General features: G+C 70.8%; 13 protein-coding genes. 8 read left to right on the top strand and 5 right to left on the bottom strand.

Annotated features, from left to right (window positions below; translation table 11 throughout):
• Nucleotides 1-20 precede the first annotated feature (20 nt).
• The 3 genes from MKL01_RS33780 to MKL01_RS33770 all read left to right on the top strand — a co-directional run bounded on the left by MKL01_RS33780 (nt 21) and on the right by MKL01_RS33770 (nt 4,491).
• Nucleotides 21-3,158, top strand: coding sequence for an efflux RND transporter permease subunit (locus tag MKL01_RS33780; protein ID WP_243909536.1), 3,138 nt, complete (start codon nt 21-23; stop codon nt 3,156-3,158).
• Between the two features lie 84 nt (nt 3,159-3,242).
• On the top strand, nt 3,243-3,800 hold the full coding sequence (locus tag MKL01_RS33775; protein ID WP_243909535.1) for a DUF4337 domain-containing protein: 558 nt from the start codon (nt 3,243-3,245) through the stop codon (nt 3,798-3,800).
• Nucleotides 3,801-3,957: 157 nt separating this feature from the next.
• Complete coding sequence (locus MKL01_RS33770) at nt 3,958-4,491, top strand: phosphate-starvation-inducible PsiE family protein (RefSeq protein WP_243909534.1); 534 nt, start codon at nt 3,958-3,960, stop codon at nt 4,489-4,491.
• A gap of 6 nt (nt 4,492-4,497) precedes the next feature.
• Here the strand turns inward: MKL01_RS33770 and MKL01_RS33765 are convergent, their stop codons facing one another.
• Nucleotides 4,498-5,016 carry a TspO/MBR family protein gene (locus MKL01_RS33765; protein WP_243909533.1) on the bottom strand — a complete coding sequence of 173 codons (519 nt, stop codon included), beginning with the start codon at nt 5,014-5,016 and terminating at the stop codon, nt 4,498-4,500.
• A gap of 82 nt (nt 5,017-5,098) precedes the next feature.
• On the opposite strand from MKL01_RS33765, the gene MKL01_RS33760 reads away from it, so the two are divergent.
• Nucleotides 5,099-6,301, top strand: a complete 1,203-nt coding sequence (locus MKL01_RS33760; protein ID WP_243909532.1) for a trans-sulfuration enzyme family protein — start codon at nt 5,099-5,101, stop codon at nt 6,299-6,301.
• 71 nt (nt 6,302-6,372) lie between these two features.
• Here MKL01_RS33760 and MKL01_RS33755 read toward each other — a convergent pair whose 3' ends face one another.
• On the bottom strand, nt 6,373-8,040 hold the full coding sequence (locus MKL01_RS33755) for a methyl-accepting chemotaxis protein (RefSeq protein ID WP_243909531.1): 1,668 nt from the start codon (nt 8,038-8,040) through the stop codon (nt 6,373-6,375).
• A 397-nt stretch (nt 8,041-8,437) separates the two neighbouring features.
• Here MKL01_RS33755 and MKL01_RS33750 point away from each other — a divergent pair, with 397 nt between their 5' ends.
• The 3 genes from MKL01_RS33750 (at nt 8,438) to MKL01_RS33740 (ending at nt 11,262) form a co-directional block, all read left to right on the top strand.
• Nucleotides 8,438-8,887, top strand: coding sequence for a hypothetical protein (locus tag MKL01_RS33750; protein WP_243909530.1), 450 nt, complete (start codon nt 8,438-8,440; stop codon nt 8,885-8,887).
• 106 nt (nt 8,888-8,993) lie between these two features.
• Nucleotides 8,994-9,923 (top strand): AEC family transporter, encoded by a 930-nt coding sequence (locus MKL01_RS33745; RefSeq protein ID WP_243909529.1) that lies wholly within the window; start codon nt 8,994-8,996, stop codon nt 9,921-9,923.
• Between the two features lie 109 nt (nt 9,924-10,032).
• Nucleotides 10,033-11,262, top strand: coding sequence for an acyl-CoA dehydrogenase (locus MKL01_RS33740; RefSeq protein WP_243909528.1), 1,230 nt, complete (start codon nt 10,033-10,035; stop codon nt 11,260-11,262).
• Between the two features lie 446 nt (nt 11,263-11,708).
• Here MKL01_RS33740 and MKL01_RS33735 read toward each other — a convergent pair whose 3' ends face one another.
• The 3 genes from MKL01_RS33735 to tcuA all read right to left on the bottom strand — a co-directional run bounded on the left by MKL01_RS33735 (nt 11,709) and on the right by tcuA (nt 17,247).
• A complete protein-coding gene (locus MKL01_RS33735; RefSeq protein WP_243909527.1) occupies nt 11,709-12,197 on the bottom strand; it encodes a bleomycin resistance protein in 489 nt (162 codons plus the stop codon).
• Between the two features lie 121 nt (nt 12,198-12,318).
• Nucleotides 12,319-15,483 carry a double-strand break repair protein AddB gene (gene addB, locus MKL01_RS33730; protein ID WP_243909526.1) on the bottom strand — a complete coding sequence of 1,055 codons (3,165 nt, stop codon included), beginning with the start codon at nt 15,481-15,483 and terminating at the stop codon, nt 12,319-12,321.
• Nucleotides 15,484-15,750: 267 nt separating this feature from the next.
• A complete protein-coding gene (gene tcuA, locus MKL01_RS33725) occupies nt 15,751-17,247 on the bottom strand; it encodes an FAD-dependent tricarballylate dehydrogenase TcuA (protein WP_243909525.1) in 1,497 nt (498 codons plus the stop codon).
• Between the two features lie 113 nt (nt 17,248-17,360).
• On the opposite strand from tcuA, the gene MKL01_RS33720 reads away from it, so the two are divergent.
• The gene (locus tag MKL01_RS33720) at nt 17,361-18,014 is read left to right on the top strand and encodes a GntR family transcriptional regulator (RefSeq protein WP_243909524.1); all 654 of its coding nucleotides are present in this window, start codon (nt 17,361-17,363) and stop codon (nt 18,012-18,014) included.
• The last annotated feature ends 106 nt before the right edge of the window (nt 18,015-18,120 follow it).

The following is an 18,120-nucleotide window of genomic DNA, read 5'->3' as shown; positions in this document are numbered from 1 at the left end:
ACGAGGCGAAGGATCCTGCCATGCGCCTCAACGTCTCCGCCTGGGCGATCCGGAAGCCGCTCCCGTCCGTCGTCCTGTTCCTGGTCCTGATGATCCTGGGGCTGGTGAGCTTCCGCTCGCTGCCGATCACCCGGTTCCCCAACATCGACATCCCGATCGTCTCGGTGACGATCACCCAGTCGGGCGCCGCGCCCGCCGAGCTGCAGACCCAGGTGACCAAGTGGGTCGAGGATTCGGTCGCCGGGGTGAAGGGCGTCAAGCACATCCTCTCGACCATCACCGAGGGCATCTCGACGACGACGATCGAGTTCCGCCTGGAGGTGAACCAGGATCGCGCGACCAACGACGTCAAGGACGCCATCGCCAAGATCCGCCAGAACCTGCCCCGCACCATCGACGAGCCGATCGTCTCCCGGGTCGAGATCGCCGGCCTCCCGATCATGGTCTACGGCGCCTCCGCGCCCGCGATGACGCCCGAGGACCTGTCGTGGTTCGTGGACGACGTGGTCGCCCGCGGCCTCCAGAGCGTGAAGGGCGTCGGCGGCGTCGAGCGTCTGGGCGGCGTCGCCCGGGAGATCCGCGTCACCCTGAAGCCCGACCGGCTGCTGGCGCTCGGCATCACCGCGGCGGACGTGAACCGGCAGCTGCGCCTGACCTCCGCCGACATGGCCGGCGGCCGCGCCGAGGTCGGCGGCCAGGAGCAGTCGATCCGGGCGCTCGCCGCCTCGGCGAGTCTCGACACCCTGGCCATGACCTCCATCGTCGTCCCGGGCAATCGCAAGGTCCGGCTCGACGAATTGGCGACCCTGTCGGACACCGCGGAGGAGCCCCGCACCTTCGCGCGCTTCAACGGCGAGCCGGTGGTGGCCTTCGCGATCTCGCGGGCGAGCGGCGCCAGCGACGCCGAGGTCTCGGTCGGGGTCGCCAGGAAGATCGCCGCGCTCCACGCGGCCAATCCCGATGTCCGCTTCGACCTGATCGACACCAGCGTCGACAACACCATCGGCAACTATCACTCGGCCATGATGGGGCTGATCGAGGGCGCAGCGCTGGCGGTCGTCGTGGTGCTGCTGTTCCTGCGGGACTGGCGCGCGACGCTGATCGCCGCGGTGGCGCTGCCGCTCTCGGTGCTGCCGACCTTCTGGGTGATGAGCGCGCTCGGTTTTTCGCTCAACGCCGTCAGCCTGCTGGCGATCACCCTGGTCACCGGCATCCTGGTGGACGACGCGATCGTGGAGATCGAGAACATCGTCCGGCACATGCGGATGGGGAAGTCGCCCTACCGGGCCTCCCTGGAGGCCGCCGACGAGATCGGGCTCGCGGTCATCGCCATCACGGCGACGATCATCGCGATCTTCTCGCCGGTCTCGTTCATGGGCGGGATCGCCGGCCAGTACTTCAAGCAGTTCGGCCTCACCATCGCGGCGGCGGTGTTCATGTCGCTGCTCGTGGCACGGCTGATCACGCCGCTGCTCGCCGCCTATTTCCTGCGCGACCACGGGCCGGACCACGAGCGCGACGGCGTCGTGATGCGCAGCTACACCCGGCTCGTGGCGTGGTCGGTGCGGCACAAGTTCATCACGCTGGTGCTCGGCATCGCGTGCTTCGCCGCCTCCATCGCCTCCACGGGCCTGCTGCCGGCGGGCTTCCTGCCGGCGGAGGACCAGGCGCGCACGCTGTTCGTGATGGAACTGCCGCCGGGGGCGCGGCTCGCCGACACGGTGCGGATCACCGACCGGATCGTCGACAAGGTCCGCACCCTGCCCGAGGTGAAGAGCGTGTTCGTCGACGGCGGCCGTCAATTGCCGGCCAAGAAGGAGGTGCGGCTCGCCAGCCTCACCATCAACCTCACGCCGAAGAACGAACGCCACCGCACCCAGAAGCAGGTCGACGCGGAGGTGGCGGCGATCCTGCGGGAGGAGCCGGACCTGCGCTTCTGGGCCCTGCGCGAGAACGGGCAGCGCGACCTCGCCCTGATCATCGCGGGTCCCGACAAGGCCGTGGTGGCCGATGTGGCGGCCAGGCTCCAGCGCGAGGCGTCGCGGATCCCCCACCTCGTCAACGTCATGTCGACGGCGCCCCTCGACCGGACCGAAGTCCGGATCCGGCCGAAACCGGGGGTTGCGGCCGATCTCGGCGTATCCACCGACACGATCGCCGAGACCGTCCGGGTCGGTACGATCGGCGACATCGGCATGAACCTCGCCAAGTTCAACGCCATCGACCGGCAGGTGCCGATCCGGGTCCAGCTGCCCGAGAGCCTGCGCGGCCGGCTCTCGGAACTCGAGACCCTCAAGGTGCCGGTGAAGGGCGGGACCGCGGTGCCGCTCGCCACCGTCGCCGACATCAGCCTCGGCCAGGGCCCGACCGGCATCGACCGCTACGACCGCGCCGTGCGCGTCGCGCTCGAGGGCGACATGCAGGGCACCGACGCGCTCGCCGAGCTGATCAGCCAGGTGATGAACCTGCCCTCCGCCAGGAACCTGCCCCCCGGAGTCACGATCAGCCAGACCGGCGATGCCGAGGTGATGGGCGAGGTGTTCGAGGGCTTCGCGCTCGCCATGGGCGCCGGCCTGATGATGGTGTTCGGCGTTCTGATCCTGCTGTTCGGCAACTTCCTCCAGCCGCTGACCATCCTGTTCTCGCTGCCGCTGTCCATCGGCGGGGCGATCCTGGCGCTGCTGATCTGCCACATGCCGATCTCGATGCCGGTGGTGATCGGCATCCTGATGCTGATGGGCGTCGTCACCAAGAACGCCATCATGCTGGTGGATTTCGCCGTCGAGCAGATCCACGCGGGCGTGGCGCGGGACGTCGCCATCGTGGATGCCGGGCGCAAGCGCGCGCGGCCGATCGTGATGACCACGATCGCCATGGCGGCCGGCATGGTACCCTCCGCGATGGCGCTCGGCATCGGCGGCGAGTTCCGCTCGCCGATGGCGGTTGCGGTGATCGGCGGGCTCATCGTCTCGACGGTGCTGTCGCTGGTGTTCGTGCCGGCCATCTTCGTGCTGATGGACGACCTCTCGCGCCTCTTCGGACGGCTGCTCGGCCGGTTCGTCGGCGAGCGCGACGACCCGGCGGATGCGCCCGCCTACGATCCGGCTCATCCGGCCAATGACGGGCGCCCGGCGCCGCCGCGCATCGCCGCCGAATAGGGCGGATCGCGGCGCCCGCATTGCGCGCTGCGCCCCGATGGGCTGTGACTTCCAGCCGTAGAATCAACGGGGATACGGGAAACGATGTCGGGTGGTCACGGGGCGATCGAAGGGTCCAACAAGCGCGTCGCGCTGCTGATCTCGGTGCTGGCACTGTTCCTCGCCTTCAGCGAGACCCTGGGCAAGGCGTCCCAGACGGAGTCCATCGGGGCCAATGTCGAGGCCGCCAACCAGTGGGCGTATTTCCAGGCGCGCACCATCCGCTCGACGGTGCTCAAGACCGCCGACGAGGCCCTGGCGCTGGTGCCGCCGGGACCCAACCAGGACGCGATCGCCGCCAAGCGGGCCGAATGGGCCAAGACCCTGTCGCGGTGGGAATCCGAGCCGGCCACCGGAGAGGGCCGCAAGGAGCTGACCGCGAAGGCGCGGGCGTCCGAGGACCGGCGCGACCTGTCGCTGCTGCGCTACCACCACTACGAATTGGCCTCGGCCGCCTTCCAGATCGGCATCGTGCTGGCCTCGGCCGAGGTGATCACCGGCATCGCCGTGCTGGTCTTCGCCGGCGGCTTCCTGGGCCTCGCCGGCGCGGCGCTCCTGGGCTTCGGCTACCTCGCGCCGCACGCGCTGCCGTTCTTCCACTAAAGTATCGTCGGCAGGCAGACGGCCGACTTCCGGAAGTTACGGCACAATCGTAAAGCTTCCTGCGTCGCTTCCGACATTCAATCCGGACCGACACTCCAATTCGGCACCAAGTGAAGGCCGAGCCTGACGTGACCGCTACACCGGGGGATGTTGCGCCATGATTGACGGGGACGACGAGCGGCAGGGCTCCCTGACGCGGATTGCCAGCGGGATCTTCCTCCACACCGAACACGCGATTTACGCGGCGCTGGGCCTTCTCCTGGCGGTCACGGCTCTGGTCGCGCTGATCGATGCCGCCGGCCTGACCTGGGAGGCGCTGCGGGCGTTCGGGGGCGCCGAGAAGATCCTGGAGGTGATCGACCGGCTTCTGTTCCTGTTGATGCTGATCGAGATCCTGCACACGGTGCGGGTCTCGATGCGGTCAGGCAAGCTGACCTGCGAGCCGTTCCTGATCGTCGGCCTGATCGCCTCGATCCGGCGGGTGCTGGTGATCACGCTGCAATCCTCGGAGATCACCCACGCCAAGGACTGGTCGCAGGAGAAACAGGCCCTGTTCAACGCCTCGATGATCGAGCTTGGCGTGCTGGCCGGGCTGATCCTCACGATGGTCCTGGCGATCTACATGCTCCACCGCGCCCGGGACGACGGCAAGCCCGCGGGGGAGGAAGCGGACGAGCACGCCGGAGCCTGAGAATCCTCAGTTCAATCGCAGGATCGCGGCATTGAGGAGCGTCGCGAAGGCCACCCAGACGGCGTAGGGCATCAGCAGCCAGGCCGCGACCCGGTCGAACCGCCAGGTCAGCCGGATGGTCCAGAGCACCATGACCAGCAGCATCGCCACCACCACCAGCCCGGCGCCGATCGCGTGGGCGGTGAAGAACACCGGGGTCCAGGCGGCGTTCAAGGCGATCTGGACCAGGAAGGCGGCGAGCGCGAGCCACCAGCCCTCGCGGCTCGGTCCGGTGCGCGGCATCGCGCCGAGGAGCCGCCAGAGCGCGATCGCGATCATCGTGTAGAGGATCGTCCAGGCCACCGGGAACACCCAGTCCGGCGGGTTGAAGGCCGGCTTGTTCAGGCCGGCGTACCAGGCCGGGATCTCGGCCTGCGTGGAGGCCAAGCCGACGGCCGCCGTCGCCGCCACCGGCAGGATCGCGGCGGCGAGGCGGAGCCAGCGCGGCAGGGCCGGTCGCTCGGGGACGTGTGTCGCGGCGGGCATAGGGTCGGTCTCCACGCGGCGCGGCTTGCCGGGGCGCACGCGCCGTGGCACGCGCCCGTCTCCATCCGCCGGGAATCGCCAGATGTCACAGCCTAACGCGCCGCAGGGCCCGTCGGATACCCGGACCGAAGGCCGGGACTTCGCGCCCCGGAGCCTCGCCGCGCAGGCGATGGGCCGGATAGACCCCGGGACCCGGGCGGTGGTGATGCCCCTCCATGTCTCCACCACGTTCATCCGCGATCCCGACAACCGCTACAGCTCGGGCTACAGCTACGCGCGGCCCGACAACGCGACCGTGCGCGAGGCCGAAGCCGTCCTGGCGATGCTGGAGGGCGCGCAGGCCGGCGCGCTGCTGTTCGGATCCGGGATGGCGGCGGCCACGGCGGTGTTCGGCGCGCTGGAGCCCGGCGACCACGTGGTCGCCGGCACCGTCATGTACTGGGCGCTGAAGCGCTGGCTGCGCGAGGAGGCGCCCCGCCGCGGCCTGACCCTGACCTTCGTGGACACGGACGATCTCGACGCCCTGCGTGCCGCGGTCCAGCCGGGCCGGACCCGGCTCGTGTGGATCGAGACCCCGGGCAACCCCCTCTGGACGGTCTCCGACATCGCGGCGGCCGCGGAGATCGCCCACGCGGCGGGGGCCCGGCTCGCGGTCGATTCCACCGCCGCCTCGCCGGTGCACACGCGCCCCCTGGAACTCGGTGCCGATCTGGTGATGCACTCGGCGACCAAGATCCTCAACGGCCATTCCGACGTGGTGGCGGGCGTGCTGGCGGGTGCGCGGGCCGACGCGTTCTGGGAACGGATCCAGGGGATCCGCGCCGGCAGCGGCGGGATCCTCGGCCCGTTCGAGGCCTACCTGCTGATGCGGTCCCTGCGGACCCTGCACCTGCGGGCGGCCGCGCAGGCGGCGGGCGCGATGCGGCTCGCCGAGCGCCTGCGCGGACACCCGCACGTGACCCGCGTCCTCTATCCGGGACTTCCGGACGATCCGGGGCATGCGGTCGCCCGCCGGCAGATGCGGGACGGGTTCGGCTTCATGCTGTCGATCCGGGTCGCGGGCGGCGAGGCCGGTGCCGTCGCCACCGCGGCCCGGGTGCGGCTGTGGAAGCGGGCGACGTCGCTGGGCGGCGTCGAGAGCCTCATCGAGCACCGGGCCTCGGTGGAGGGTCCGGGCAGCCCCTGCCCGCCCGATCTGCTGCGCCTCTCCACCGGCATCGAGGACACGGACGACCTTCTCGCCGATCTCGATCAGGCCCTGCGCGCGGGGCATGCGGCGCCCTGAGCCGCGTTGGCCGCCATGTGCGGCACGCGAGCACCTGCGCTTGACCTCGATCACGCCTCCTCGCGAGTCGCTCAAGCCGCCTTGACGCTACCCAGGAACGCGCCGACCTCCCGGGTCAGGCGGTCGGAATGCCGGGACAGCGTCTTGGCCGCGCTCAGGACCTGCACGGCCGCCACACCGGTCTGGCTCGCGCCCTCGCGGAGGCCGGCGACGTTGCGCGTGACCTGCTCGGTCCCGCGGGCCGCCTCCTGCACGTTGCGGGTGATCTCCCGGGTCGCGGCGCCCTGCTCGTCCATCGCGGCGGCGACCGCGGTCGCGTAGCTCGACATCTCGCCGATGATCCGGCCGATCGCCTCGATGTCGCCGACCGCTTCGTTGGTGGCGGTCTGGATCTCGCCGATCCGCTCGCCGATCTCGCCGGTGGCCTTCGCGGTCTGTTCGGCCAGTTCCTTGACCTCGCCCGCGACCACCGCGAAGCCGCGGCCCGCTTCGCCCGCGCGCGCGGCCTCGATCGTGGCGTTCAGCGCCAGCAGGTTGGTCTGGCTGGCGATGTTGGCGATCACGTCCACGAAGGCAGCGATGCGCTCGGCCGTGGTCGCCAGGCGGCGGACCGTGGCGCTGGTGCGGGTCGCGCCCTCGACCGCGCGGTCAGCGATCTGCGCCGAGCGGGTCACCTGCTCCACGATCTCCTGCACGGAGGCGGCCATCTCCTCGGTCGCGGACGCCACGGTCTGCACGTTACCGGACGTCTCCGCGGCGGCGCTGGCCACGGTCGCGGCCTGTTGGGTGGTCTGGCCCGCCACGCCGGTCATGGCCTGGGCCGTGGCCTCCATCTCGGAGGCGGCGCTCCCCAAGCCGTGGGTCAGAGCCGAGACGTTGTCCTCGAAGCGCTTGGTGACCTCATCGAGCAACGCGGCCCGTTGTATCTTGGCCTCGTTCTCGGCGGCGGCAGCCTCGTCGGCGGCCCGCTTGGACAGCATCGCATCCTTGAAGATCTGGACGGCCCGGATCATCGCGCCGACCTCGTCCCGCCGTTCGGCTCCGGTGACCGTCACGGTCAGATCGCCGGACGCCAGGCGGCCCATCAGGGCGGTGGTGTGATCGAGCGGTCGGATCACCCGGATGAGCACGGTGTGCAGGCCGAACAAGGTGGCCAGCGCCGCCGCCGCCAGGAACGCGATCAGGATCGACTTGGCATTGGAAGCGGCCTCCTGCGCGCGCTCGAACTCGGCGCGCGTCTCCCCGAGTTGCAGATCGGTCAGCTTCGCCAGGGCGGCGACGGTCGGCGCCATCATCTGATTGAGCGCGAGGTGGGTGGCGCTGTAACCGTCGAGGGTCCCGCCGCGCAGCCGATCGAGCACGCCAGCGACGATTGCCGCATTCCGATCGACCTGCGCCTGCATGTCGGCCGCCAGCCGCTTCTCCTCGGGGCCGAGATCGCGTGCGCGATAAGCCGCCCATTGCTGGTTGACGCGGGCCAGACCGGCTTCGATGCGTCCCGCGGCGTCACGGGGATTGGCGACCTGCTCGCGCACCTCGCGCGACGCGTCGACGATCCGATCGTAGGCCTCACGAACGGCCAGGAACTGGCTGAGCGGAACGACCCGATTCTCGTAGGCGATCCTGAGATTGTTGTTGCTGCTGGAAAGGGCGAATTGACCGACCAAGACCGAGGCCAAAAGGAGGGTGCCGAGCAGTGCGATCAGGATGATCAGACGGCCCTTGATCGTATTGATCATAACTAACCCTGTGCCTCGTCGATCTTTCAGTGAGATAGGGCGATACGCTTCCACCGCCCAGAACTTTAGAACGACTTTAGCTCAGATTTTATCGCGTGAAAATCCTGAGGCCGTTCATGCGCGATCAGGAAATTGAAAGATGATAATATTGATATACGCGCATAGAGGCACTTATCGTCGTAAAGACTTTCGGGCGCGTGCGTGACGATATCCGCGCCGATACGGCGGCAGGCCCGGAGTCAGGTTCGCTCCCGATTGTCCGATGGACCTCCCGCTCCGCTTTCATGCCGAGCCTTCGCACGGCTCCGTCCGGGCTGGCGGGCACCGATAGGCACGCTGGCGCGTTCTGACGGCAAAGCCCTCTGTTGACGCCCCTCGATCGCGAGCCTCGACCACCATGCATCCGATATCCTCCGCCCTTGTCGCACTCGGGCTCGGCCTCATCGCTGGCCCGGCCCGGGCCGATGCGGTGCCGAACCTCGACGTCGAGAAGACCTGCCGGTCGGCCCAGGTGGCCAACACGTCGATCAGCGACAAAGCCAATTACGACGGCTGCCTGCGCTCGGAGCGGGACGCCAAGAAGGAGGCGGAGCGCCAATGGGGCCGCTACACCGCGTCGGCCAAGCGGCAGTGTGAGGATCAGTTCAAGGCCGGTGGCTATCCGTCCTACGTCGAGATGGTGACCTGCCTCGAACTCGCCTCCGGCACGGTGCCGACGCAGAGCAACGTCGGCGATGCGGGCGCCCCGCGGGACGCCAAGGCCCGGCGCGAGAGCGGCACCAACCTGACCAGGGAGCCGCCCGCGAGCCAGCGCACCGACCCGATCGAGGTGCTCGAGAACAAGTAGGCCGACGCGTCCGGAGCCGGCGCCCCATTCCTCGGGCGCCGAGGCAGGATCCGGCGGCAGCGTGCTATGGGCGGGCCGCCCGCCCTGCAGCACGCCGCCCGGATCCGTGAACGCCCTCGCCACCATTGCCCCGATCTTCGGGATCGTTCTGATCGGCTGGGGCGCCGCGCTCGCGGGTCTGCTCTCCGACAAGGTGAGCGACGGCCTGTCGGAATACGTCTTCGCGGTCGCCGTCCCGGCCCTGATCATCGCCACGCTGACGAAGCCCGGGATGACCGGCACGGTGGCGTGGTCCTACTGGGTCTCGTATTTCGGCGGCGCCGGCGTCTCGTGGTTCGTCGGCACGCTGATCGCCCGGCGGCGCGCCGGGATCGAGCGGCGGGGCGCGATCCTGCACGGCTTCGCGGCGAGCCAGTCGAACACCGTGTTCGTCGGCGTCCCGATGATCCTCCAGGCCTACGGCGAGGAGGGCGCCTTCCCGCTGTTCATGCTGCTCGCGGTCCACCTTCCGCTGATGATGGGCAGCGCGACCTTCCTGATCGAGTCGGAGTCCGGCCTGCCGATCCTGGCGCGGCTCCGCGGCCTCGCCCTGGTGCTGCTGCGGAACCCGATCTTCGTGGCGCTCCTGGTCGGCATGGCCCTGAAGGGCCTCGGCCTGGCGCCGGCCGGCATCGCCCAGTCGCTGCTCGATGCCTTCGCGGGCACCGCCTCGACCTGCGCGCTCGTGGCTTTGGGTGCCGGGCTGAAGCGCTACCGGGTGCTGTTCGACCTCAAAGGCGCGCTGGTGATCGCGGCGCTGAAGAACATCCTGCATCCGCTGGCGGTCTGGATCCTGGCTTTCCACGTCTTCGCGATGCCGCCCGCCTATGCCGGGGTGGCGACCCTGTTCGCCGCGATGCCGGTGGGGATCAACGCCTACCTGCTGGCCGCGCGCTACCGGACCGAGACCGGGATGGTCGCGGCCTCGGTGCTGGTCTCGACCCTGCTGGCGCCGCTCACCACCGTGGTCTGGCTGATGATCCTCGGCCGGGCGTGACGCCGCGGCCCCGGCGTCACCCGGCGCGTTGGACGGCGGGCCGCGCGGGTCTAGGGTAGCGCCAAGCGCGGGCCTGCGAGGCCGCACGCATCCCTTGCGAGGAATTCCCATGAACGCTCCGATGCGCCCCCCGGGCAGCGCCTCCCCGTCGGCCCCGGCCTCCGCCCGCTTCGTCTGGGAGGATCCGTTCCTGCTGGAGGACCAGCTCACCGAGGACGAGCGGGCGATCCGGGACGTCGCCCAGAGCTTCGCGCAGGAGCAACTCCTGCCCGGAATCGTCGAGGCGTACGCCCATGAGAAGACCGATCCGGGCCTGTTCCGGAAGATGGGCGAACTCGGCCTGCTGGGCGTGACCCTGCCGGAGGAGTACGGCTGCGCCGGCGCCTCCTACGTCGCTTACGGCCTCGTGGCCCGGGCAGTCGAGGCGGTGGATTCCGGCTACCGCTCGATGATGAGCGTGCAGTCCTCCCTGGTCATGTACCCGATCCACGCCTACGGCTCCGAGGCGCAGCGGCAAAAATTCCTGCCGAAGCTCGCCTCCGGCGAATGGATCGGCTGCTTCGGCCTGACCGAGCCCGATGCCGGGTCGGATCCCGCCGGCATGAAGACCAAGGCGGACAAGATCGACGGCGGCTACCGGATCTCGGGCGCCAAGATGTGGATCTCGAACGCGCCGTTCGCCGACGTGTTCGTGGTCTGGGCGAAGTCCGAGGCGCATGACGGGGCCATCCGCGGCTTCGTCCTGGAGAAGGGGATGAAGGGCCTCTCGGCGCCGACCCTCAAGGGCAAGCTCAGCCTGCGCGCCTCCACCACGGGCGAGATCGTCATGGACGGGGTCGAGGTCGGCGAGGACGCGCTGCTGCCCAACGTCTCCGGGCTGAAGGGGCCGTTCGGCTGCCTGAACCGGGCGCGCTACGGCATCTCCTGGGGGGCGATGGGCGCCGCCGAGGATTGCTGGCACCGGGCGCGGAACTACACCCTGGAGCGCAAGCAGTTCGGGCGGCCCCTCGCGCAGACCCAGCTCGTCCAGAAGAAGCTCGCCGACATGCAGACCGAGATCACGCTCGGCCTCCAGGCGTCGCTGCGGGTCGGACGGCTGATGGACGAGGGCCGGATGGCGCCCGAGATGATCTCGCTGGTCAAGCGCAACAATTGCGGCAAGGCGCTCGACATCGCCCGCACCGCCCGGGACATGCACGGCGGCAACGGCATCATGGGCGAGTACCACGTCATGCGCCACGCCCAGAACCTCGAGACGGTCAACACCTACGAGGGCACGCACGACGTCCACGCGCTGATCCTGGGCCGCGCACAGACGGGGCTGCAGGCGTTCTTCTGATTTCACGGAAAATCGCGCCGATCCGGCCTGCCGATCGTCCCTCGACGCCGCTCCGCGCGAGGGGCGCACGGGACGGGATCGCTCCACCGTACTCGACGGTATTCCCGCAGGCGCGAAGGATAAGCGCAGGGGCGTGACCCCTGCGCCCTCCCCCCCCTCTGCTGGGCGGGGCGAAGCGCGGATCTGGAGCTTTTCGGTTTGAATGGGATCACGCGCTTCATGCTCTGGGCGCGCGTCCCCTTGCCCTTGCGGGGCGGGGCCGGATGTGGCTCCGCGGTGCCGTCTGCGTCACCCCCACCTCCAACTCCTCCCCGCAAGGGGGAGGAGAGCGCGTCACGCTTCGTGATGCGCCTCAGTTAGCACATGCTCGAGCTGCGCCTGTTCCCCGAAAGCGGATGAAGGGATGGCGACTTGGGTGCTGTGATCGGCATCCGACGTAAGGCCCTTCAGGTCCCTCCGGGCCCGCGGACACCCAGGCTCTCGGCGAGGCGGATGAGATAGCCGTCCGGATCCTGCACGAGACATTCCCGCTGCTTGTGCTCGGCGTCACCGACCCTGTACCATGCCTCGTTCGGTCCCTCGAGGATGGGCCAACCGGCCTCAGTCAGGGCGGCCAGGATCGGGGCGAGGGACGGGATTGTGGTCTGGAAGTTGATGCCGCGTCCGAAAGGGCGAACCAGTTCGCCGGTCTCCCAATGCCCGTTGAGCTGGCAGAGCATGATCTGCACGGGCCCGCGCACGAGATAGGCGAACCGCGCCGCAGGCCGGTCATAGGCAATCGAGAAGCCGAGGAGTCCGCACCAGAACCGGAGGCTGGCATCGAGATCGGTCACGCCCAGTTCGGGGACGAGCGCGGCGAAGCCACCCTCGGGCGCGGCGCCGGATCCCGACGCGCTTGCCCGGGCGGCGAAATCCGCAAGAGGCTCGCAGGTCATCTAGCTCCACTCCCCGATTCGATCCCGCCGAGGCTGACAGTCTAGGGGGCGGCCTGCCGGACGCGACGGCGGCACGACGCGGTCCCGGCCGGCGCGGCTTCGTCCCCTGGCCCGTCCCGGCTCACGCCCCGCCCTCCTCCCCGCCCAGCGACCATTCGAGCACCCGGGCGAGGTGGTCGTAGGCTCCGTACTTGCTGGCGTATTGCGGATAGGGCCGCGCCGTGTAGGCCGCCTCCCCGGTCATGAAGCGCGCGACCAGACCCCGCAGCCGGCCGGCATGCTCGGCCACGATCGCCGCGACGTCGCGCTCGTCCCCCCGGGGGGGCTTCACCGGGATCGGGAGGAACGGCTTCCGGCCGCCCGACGCGTGGACGTAGAGCAGGTCGGGCGTGGCGCCGACGGCCGGGAGGCCCGCGAAGGCGCCGTGCATCAGCATCGCCGCCTCCAGGGTCAGTTGCGGCGAGAAGCCGGAGAAGATCATCTTCGCCGTGGGCGGCGTGCCGGTCTTGTAGTCGACGATGCAGGCGGTGCCGTCCGGGCGCAGCTCGATCCGGTCGGCGCGGGCACGCAGGGTGAAGCTCTCGCGGCCCATGGGGATCACCCAGCGTCCGGAGACCTCGGGGGCCACCCGGGTCAGGCCGGGCCGCCGCTGTCCCTCCCAGTCGAGATAGGCCGCGGCCATGCGCTCGTAGCGGGGCCACCACTCGGCGTAGAGGTTCGGATACGTCGCCTCGATCTCGGCGAAGGCGTTCAACGCGAGATTGAGCAACCGCTCGGCCGCATCCGGGGGCAGGTCCCGGGGATGACGCTCGGCGAAGGCCGCGAAGACGTCGTGGACCAGGGAGCCGCGGGTGGCGACGCCCGGGGCCGCCGCCAGCGGGTCGAGGGGATCGAGCCCGAGCACGTGGCGGGCGAAGATGCTGTAGGGGTCGCGCACCAGCGTCTCGATCTCGGTGACGCTGAGCGAGCGCGGGAACAGCGCCGGATCCGGCTTCGGCGCCGGGCGCTTCAGCCGCGGCTGCGCCGGGGCGGCGTCGAGCCGGGCCGCGAGGCCGGTGAAGCGGCGCCCCGCCGCAAGCACGGCCTCCCAGCGGGAATCGCCCGAGAGCGCCCGCAGGCGCTGGATCAGCCGCGACGGCACGGTCGGCGCGCCCTCGCGCTTCAGCGCCCGGGTGATCACCGCGTCCCGGCAACCGAGCGCCTGCACGAAATCGTGCGCCATCTGGCCGATCCGCCGCTCCGGCGGGTTAAGGCCGACCCGCTCGCGCATCGGGCGGTTGAGGAACGCGTCGGTCAGCGTGCGCACCGGCCAGACGCCCTCGTCGAGCCCGCCGAGCACCACCCGGTCCACCGACAGCAGCCGCGCCTCCAGGAGGCCGAGGATGCGCAGCCGCGGATGCGGCGCCTCGCCCGAGCAGGCGACGACGCGCTCCCGGGCGAGGGACGTGAAGAAGGTGGCGTAATCGTCGAACCGCCCCGGCATCAGGCCGGGTTCGGCCATCTCGAGGTCGTCGAACAGCGCATCGAGACAGGACAGGGAGCCGTCCGCCTCCATCTCGGGTGCGTCGGCCGGGCCGGCGATCAGGTGGTCGCAGGCCTCCCGGTGGCGCGCCGCCGTGGCGACGAGGTCGCAGTCACCGGCCCCGTCCGGCCCCGGGAATTCGGCAAAGACCTGATCCAGCCGTTCGAGCAGATCCGCGGCGAGGTCCCAGTCGATATCGGTGAGGCGACGCTTCGCCCGGGGGCGGCGCTCGACCGGGCCGACCCGCTCGTCCGCGAGGGCCGTCCGGAGCCCCGAAAAGCCCGGGGCCGGGACCGGCCCGCGCAGCAGCCCGATCTCCAGGGCCGCAGCGCCGCGAACGACGTCCGCGCGCGTCAGGCCGAGGTGGACCATCGGATGCGAGAGCAGCGCGATCAGCCGCGCCGGGATCGCGTCCGCGGCGCTTCGGGCCAGGTCGGCGGCAAGTTCCGCCGCCAGCCGGGCGAGGCGGCCCGCCGGACTTCCGGCGAGGGCGAGCCCGGCGGAGTCCTCCGCCACGATGCCCCAGCGCAGCAGCTCCACGGCGACCCGGCCGGCGAGGCCGCGGTCGGGCGTGACCAGGGCCGCGGTGGCGCCGGGTTCCTGCAGGGCCTCGCGCAGCGCCACGGCGGCGACCAGCGCCTCCTCGCGCTCGTCGGCGGCCTCGGCCAGCGCCAGCCCGTCGAGGCCGAGCCGGGCGATGGCGTCGCGCGCGTCCGGGTCGAGATCGGCCCAGGCGTCGGTGGTGTCGGCCGGCCGCAGGGCCTGCGACAGCAGCGCGGCCCGGGCCGTCTGGCCGGCATCGGGCTCGCCGAGGGCGCCGACTTCGGCGCGGCTCAGGTTGAGGTTCTCCGGCCCGAGCAGCCGGTGCAGCACCGCCTGCGGATGGCCGTGCGCGATCACCCGCGAGAATCCCTCGCCGGTGTCGATGCCGTCCCACCCGGCGGCGTCGAGGTCGATGTCGAGACCGGGCAGGACAACGGCGCCCCGAGGCAGCCGCGCGACGGCGGCGATCAGCCGGGCGGTGGCGGGGACGGAGCCGAGCGAGCCGGCGACGATCACGGGGTCGGGGATCGCGCCGCGCGACAGGCGCCGTTCCTCGGCGAGCAGGAGGCCCCGGGCGCGGGCGACGGGATCGGCCAGGCCGCGCTCGGCGAGCAGCTTCGGCCAGTTCTCGGCGGCGATCTTCACGAAGTCGAGGGTCAGGCCGAAGTAGCGGGAATACTCCGCCTCCACGGCGGCGCCGATTTCCGACCAGGGCAGGCCCTCGACCGTGAGGGCGTCCATCAGCCGTTCAAGGTCGCCCGCCAGCCCGACCGCGTCGGCGGGGGAGGACGGGACCAGGAACGGCACCTCCGCATCGAGGGGGAGCAGGGTCCGGTCCACGGTCCTGGCCCAGGCCTGGACAAGGCGGGCGAGGATCAGCCGGCGCTCCAGGGGCGGCATCGGCGCGCTCAGCGGGTCGGCGTTGGCCTCCAGCAGCGGCTCCGCGGCGAGGTCGAGTTCCGCCTCGTCGGCCTCGCCGAGGGGGATCATCCGCGGCAGCAGCACGGCTCGACCGGGCGCGTCGCGGCCGAGCCTGTCGGCCAGGATCGCGGCGAGCGCCCGGGCGGCGCGGCGGGTCGGCAGGTAGATGGTGACGGCGGCGAGCGCCAGCGGGTCGTCCGCGACCGCCCCGGCCAGCCGGCCGGAGAGAAGGGCCTCGGCGAGCGTCGGCAGGAACGGGACGCCGCGGGAGATGGTGAAGACGACCTGTCGGGCGGGCATGCGACGGGTTCTACGCCCGCGGCGGGGTCACGGACAGGGGGCGGCGGGTCGCTCGGTGTGCCGGACCGTCCACGCTGCGTCCCCTCCACCCTCTTCGGGGGAGCTTGGCCCTTGCGTAGCAGGGGTCGGGAGAGGGGCAGCGCGACGGTTCAGGATGCGAAGCCCGTCGCGATCGCTCCGGAAGCCGGGCTCCCCTCTTCCGACCCGCTCCGGGGGCCACCCTCCCCCGCAGGGGGGGAGGGAAACCGTCGCGCTGCGCCGATGCCCTTATCCGCGCACCCCAACGGCGGCGCCGTAGCCTGCCCGCCGGCCGAACACGACGCCCGAGGTCAGCCCCGAGCCGCCGGGATAGCCGTTGAAGAACACCCCGCCCACCATCTCGCCGCAGGCATAGAGCCCCGGAATGACGCTGCCGTCGTCCCGCTTCACGCCGCCGTCGTCGCCGACCTCGACGCCGCCGTAGGTGAAGGTGATCCCGCCCGTGACCGGGTAGGCCTTGAACGGGCCGGTCTCGATCGTCTGCGCCCAGTTCGACTTCGGCAGGGCGAGGCCCTTGGTGCCGCGCCCGTCCTTCACGGTCGGATCGAACGCCACGGTCTGGTCCACGGCGGCGTTGAAATCCGCGATGGTCCGCTTCGCCGCCGCCCGGTCGATGCCCTCGAGCCTGTCGAGCAGCCCGTCCAGGGTCTCGGCCTCGACGAAATGGGCGTCGTGGAACCGGTACTCGCTGTAGAGCAGGTGATCGACCTTGGCGTCGAAGATCTGCCACGCCACGTGCCCGGGCTGCTCCATGATCGCGCGGCCGAACTGGGCGTAGGTGTAGTTCCGGAAATTCTGTCCTTCATCGACGAAACGCTGCCCGTCGGCGTTGAGCATCAGACCGAGGAAGTAGCAGATCTTCCGGTAATGCTTGCGCTCGCCGTGCGGCAGGTCGAGATTGCCGTAGTCGGGGGTGTGCAGGTCCATCGGGGTCGCGTGGCAGCCTCCGTAGAAGCCGTGCGCCCTGGCGCCGAGCGCCAGGGCCATCTCGAGCCCCTCGCCCTGATTGTGCGGCGTGCCCCGCACCCGGGCCTTGTCCCAGCCGTCCCCGATGAAGCGCGTCCGCAGGGCGGCGTTCGACTCGAAGCCGCCGCAGGCCAGCACCACGGCCCGTGCCCGGAATTCGCCCTGCGGCGTCTCCACGCCGGTGACGCGGCCGTCCTCGACGATCAGCCCGGTGGCCGGGCAGCCGTAGCGGATCTCGCCGCCGGCCTTCGTGAACGCCGCGAGTTCCGCACGGGCGAGCCCGAAGCCCTCGTCATGGGTGGCGAGCGTCAGGCCGCCCCAGAAGACGAAGCGCCCGTCCTTCTCGAAGGATTGGCGGGAATAGATCGGCTCGAACTTCACGCCCTGCGCGGAGAGCCAGCGCAGGGCCGCGCCGCTCTCGTCGATCAGGATGCGCTGCTCGCGCGAGAGCGGGCGGCCGTCATTGAAGCCGAGCAGGTCCTCCTCGAACTTCCGCGCCGTGTAGGCGCCGAAATCGGTCCGGGGCAGCCGTGGATCCTCGGGATCGGCGAGCAGGGGCATCAGGTCGTCGTTGCCCTCGTAGACGAAGCGCATCGCGCCGGCCGTATAGGCGGTATTGCCGCCCGCGAGGTCCCGGTCGGCCTTCTCGATCATCAGCACCGAGGCGCCGCGTTCCAGGGCCGCCAGGCCGGCGCTCATCGCGGCGTTGCCGGACCCGACCACGACGACATCCCAAGATCCTTCGCCCGGACGCTGCATCTCCGCCTCCTCGCCTGCCATTGACATCAGGATTGTATACGTCTGTATGCAATCCATCGCAAGCGTTCCGAACGGTGTGTTTTCACGCTATGGCCAGGCGAGGAGAGCCCGGAATGAAGGCCAGCGAAGCGGAGCGCTCCAGCGGCGCCGGCGCCTACGAGCGCCTGCTGCAGGCGATCGAGGAGGGCGAGCTCGCCCCCGGCAGCCGCCTGCGCGAGGCAGACCTCGCCGAACGGTTCCAGATCAGCCGCACGCCGGTCCGCGAGGCGCTCGGACGGCTGGAGGCGCAGGGCCTGGTCGCGCACGAGCCGCACCGGGGCGCCAGCGTGGCGCGGCTCGATTACGGGCAGGTCAGCGAACTCTACGACCTGCGCGAGGTGCTGGAGGGGACGGCGGCGCGGCTCGCCGCGATCCACGCCAGCGCGGTCGAGACCGAGATCCTGGAGGAGATGGTCGCCCGGGACCGAACGCTGCTGAGAGACGCGCCCGCGCTGGCGCGGACCAACCGTCTGTTCCACCGGCAGATCCACGGGGCGGCGCGCAACCGCTTCCTCCAGGGCACCCTCGAGACGATGCGGCTGTCGCTGGTGCTGCTGCCGGGGGCCACCACCCTGTCGGCCCCCGACCGCGCCGCGGAATCGCTGGCCGAGCATGCCGCCATCGTGGCGGCGATCCGGGCCCATGACGGCGACGGCGCGGAGGCCGCCGCCCGGGCGCATATCCGCGCCGCCTTCAAGGCCCGGATCCGGATCTGGCAGGAGAGCTGAGCGGCGGCCGGCTCAGCGCGCGTCTTCGACGAAAGGCCCACCCTTGTCCCGGACCCCTGGGACGTGCGTAGACGGTGATCCGGGACGAGACGGCGCGAAGCCGTCC

It is taken from the genome of Methylobacterium sp. J-070 (genome assembly GCF_022829385.1).
In the GTDB taxonomy this organism is placed as follows: Bacteria; Pseudomonadota; Alphaproteobacteria; order Rhizobiales; family Beijerinckiaceae; genus Methylobacterium.
This window is presented reverse-complemented; position numbering and strand designations above follow the sequence as displayed.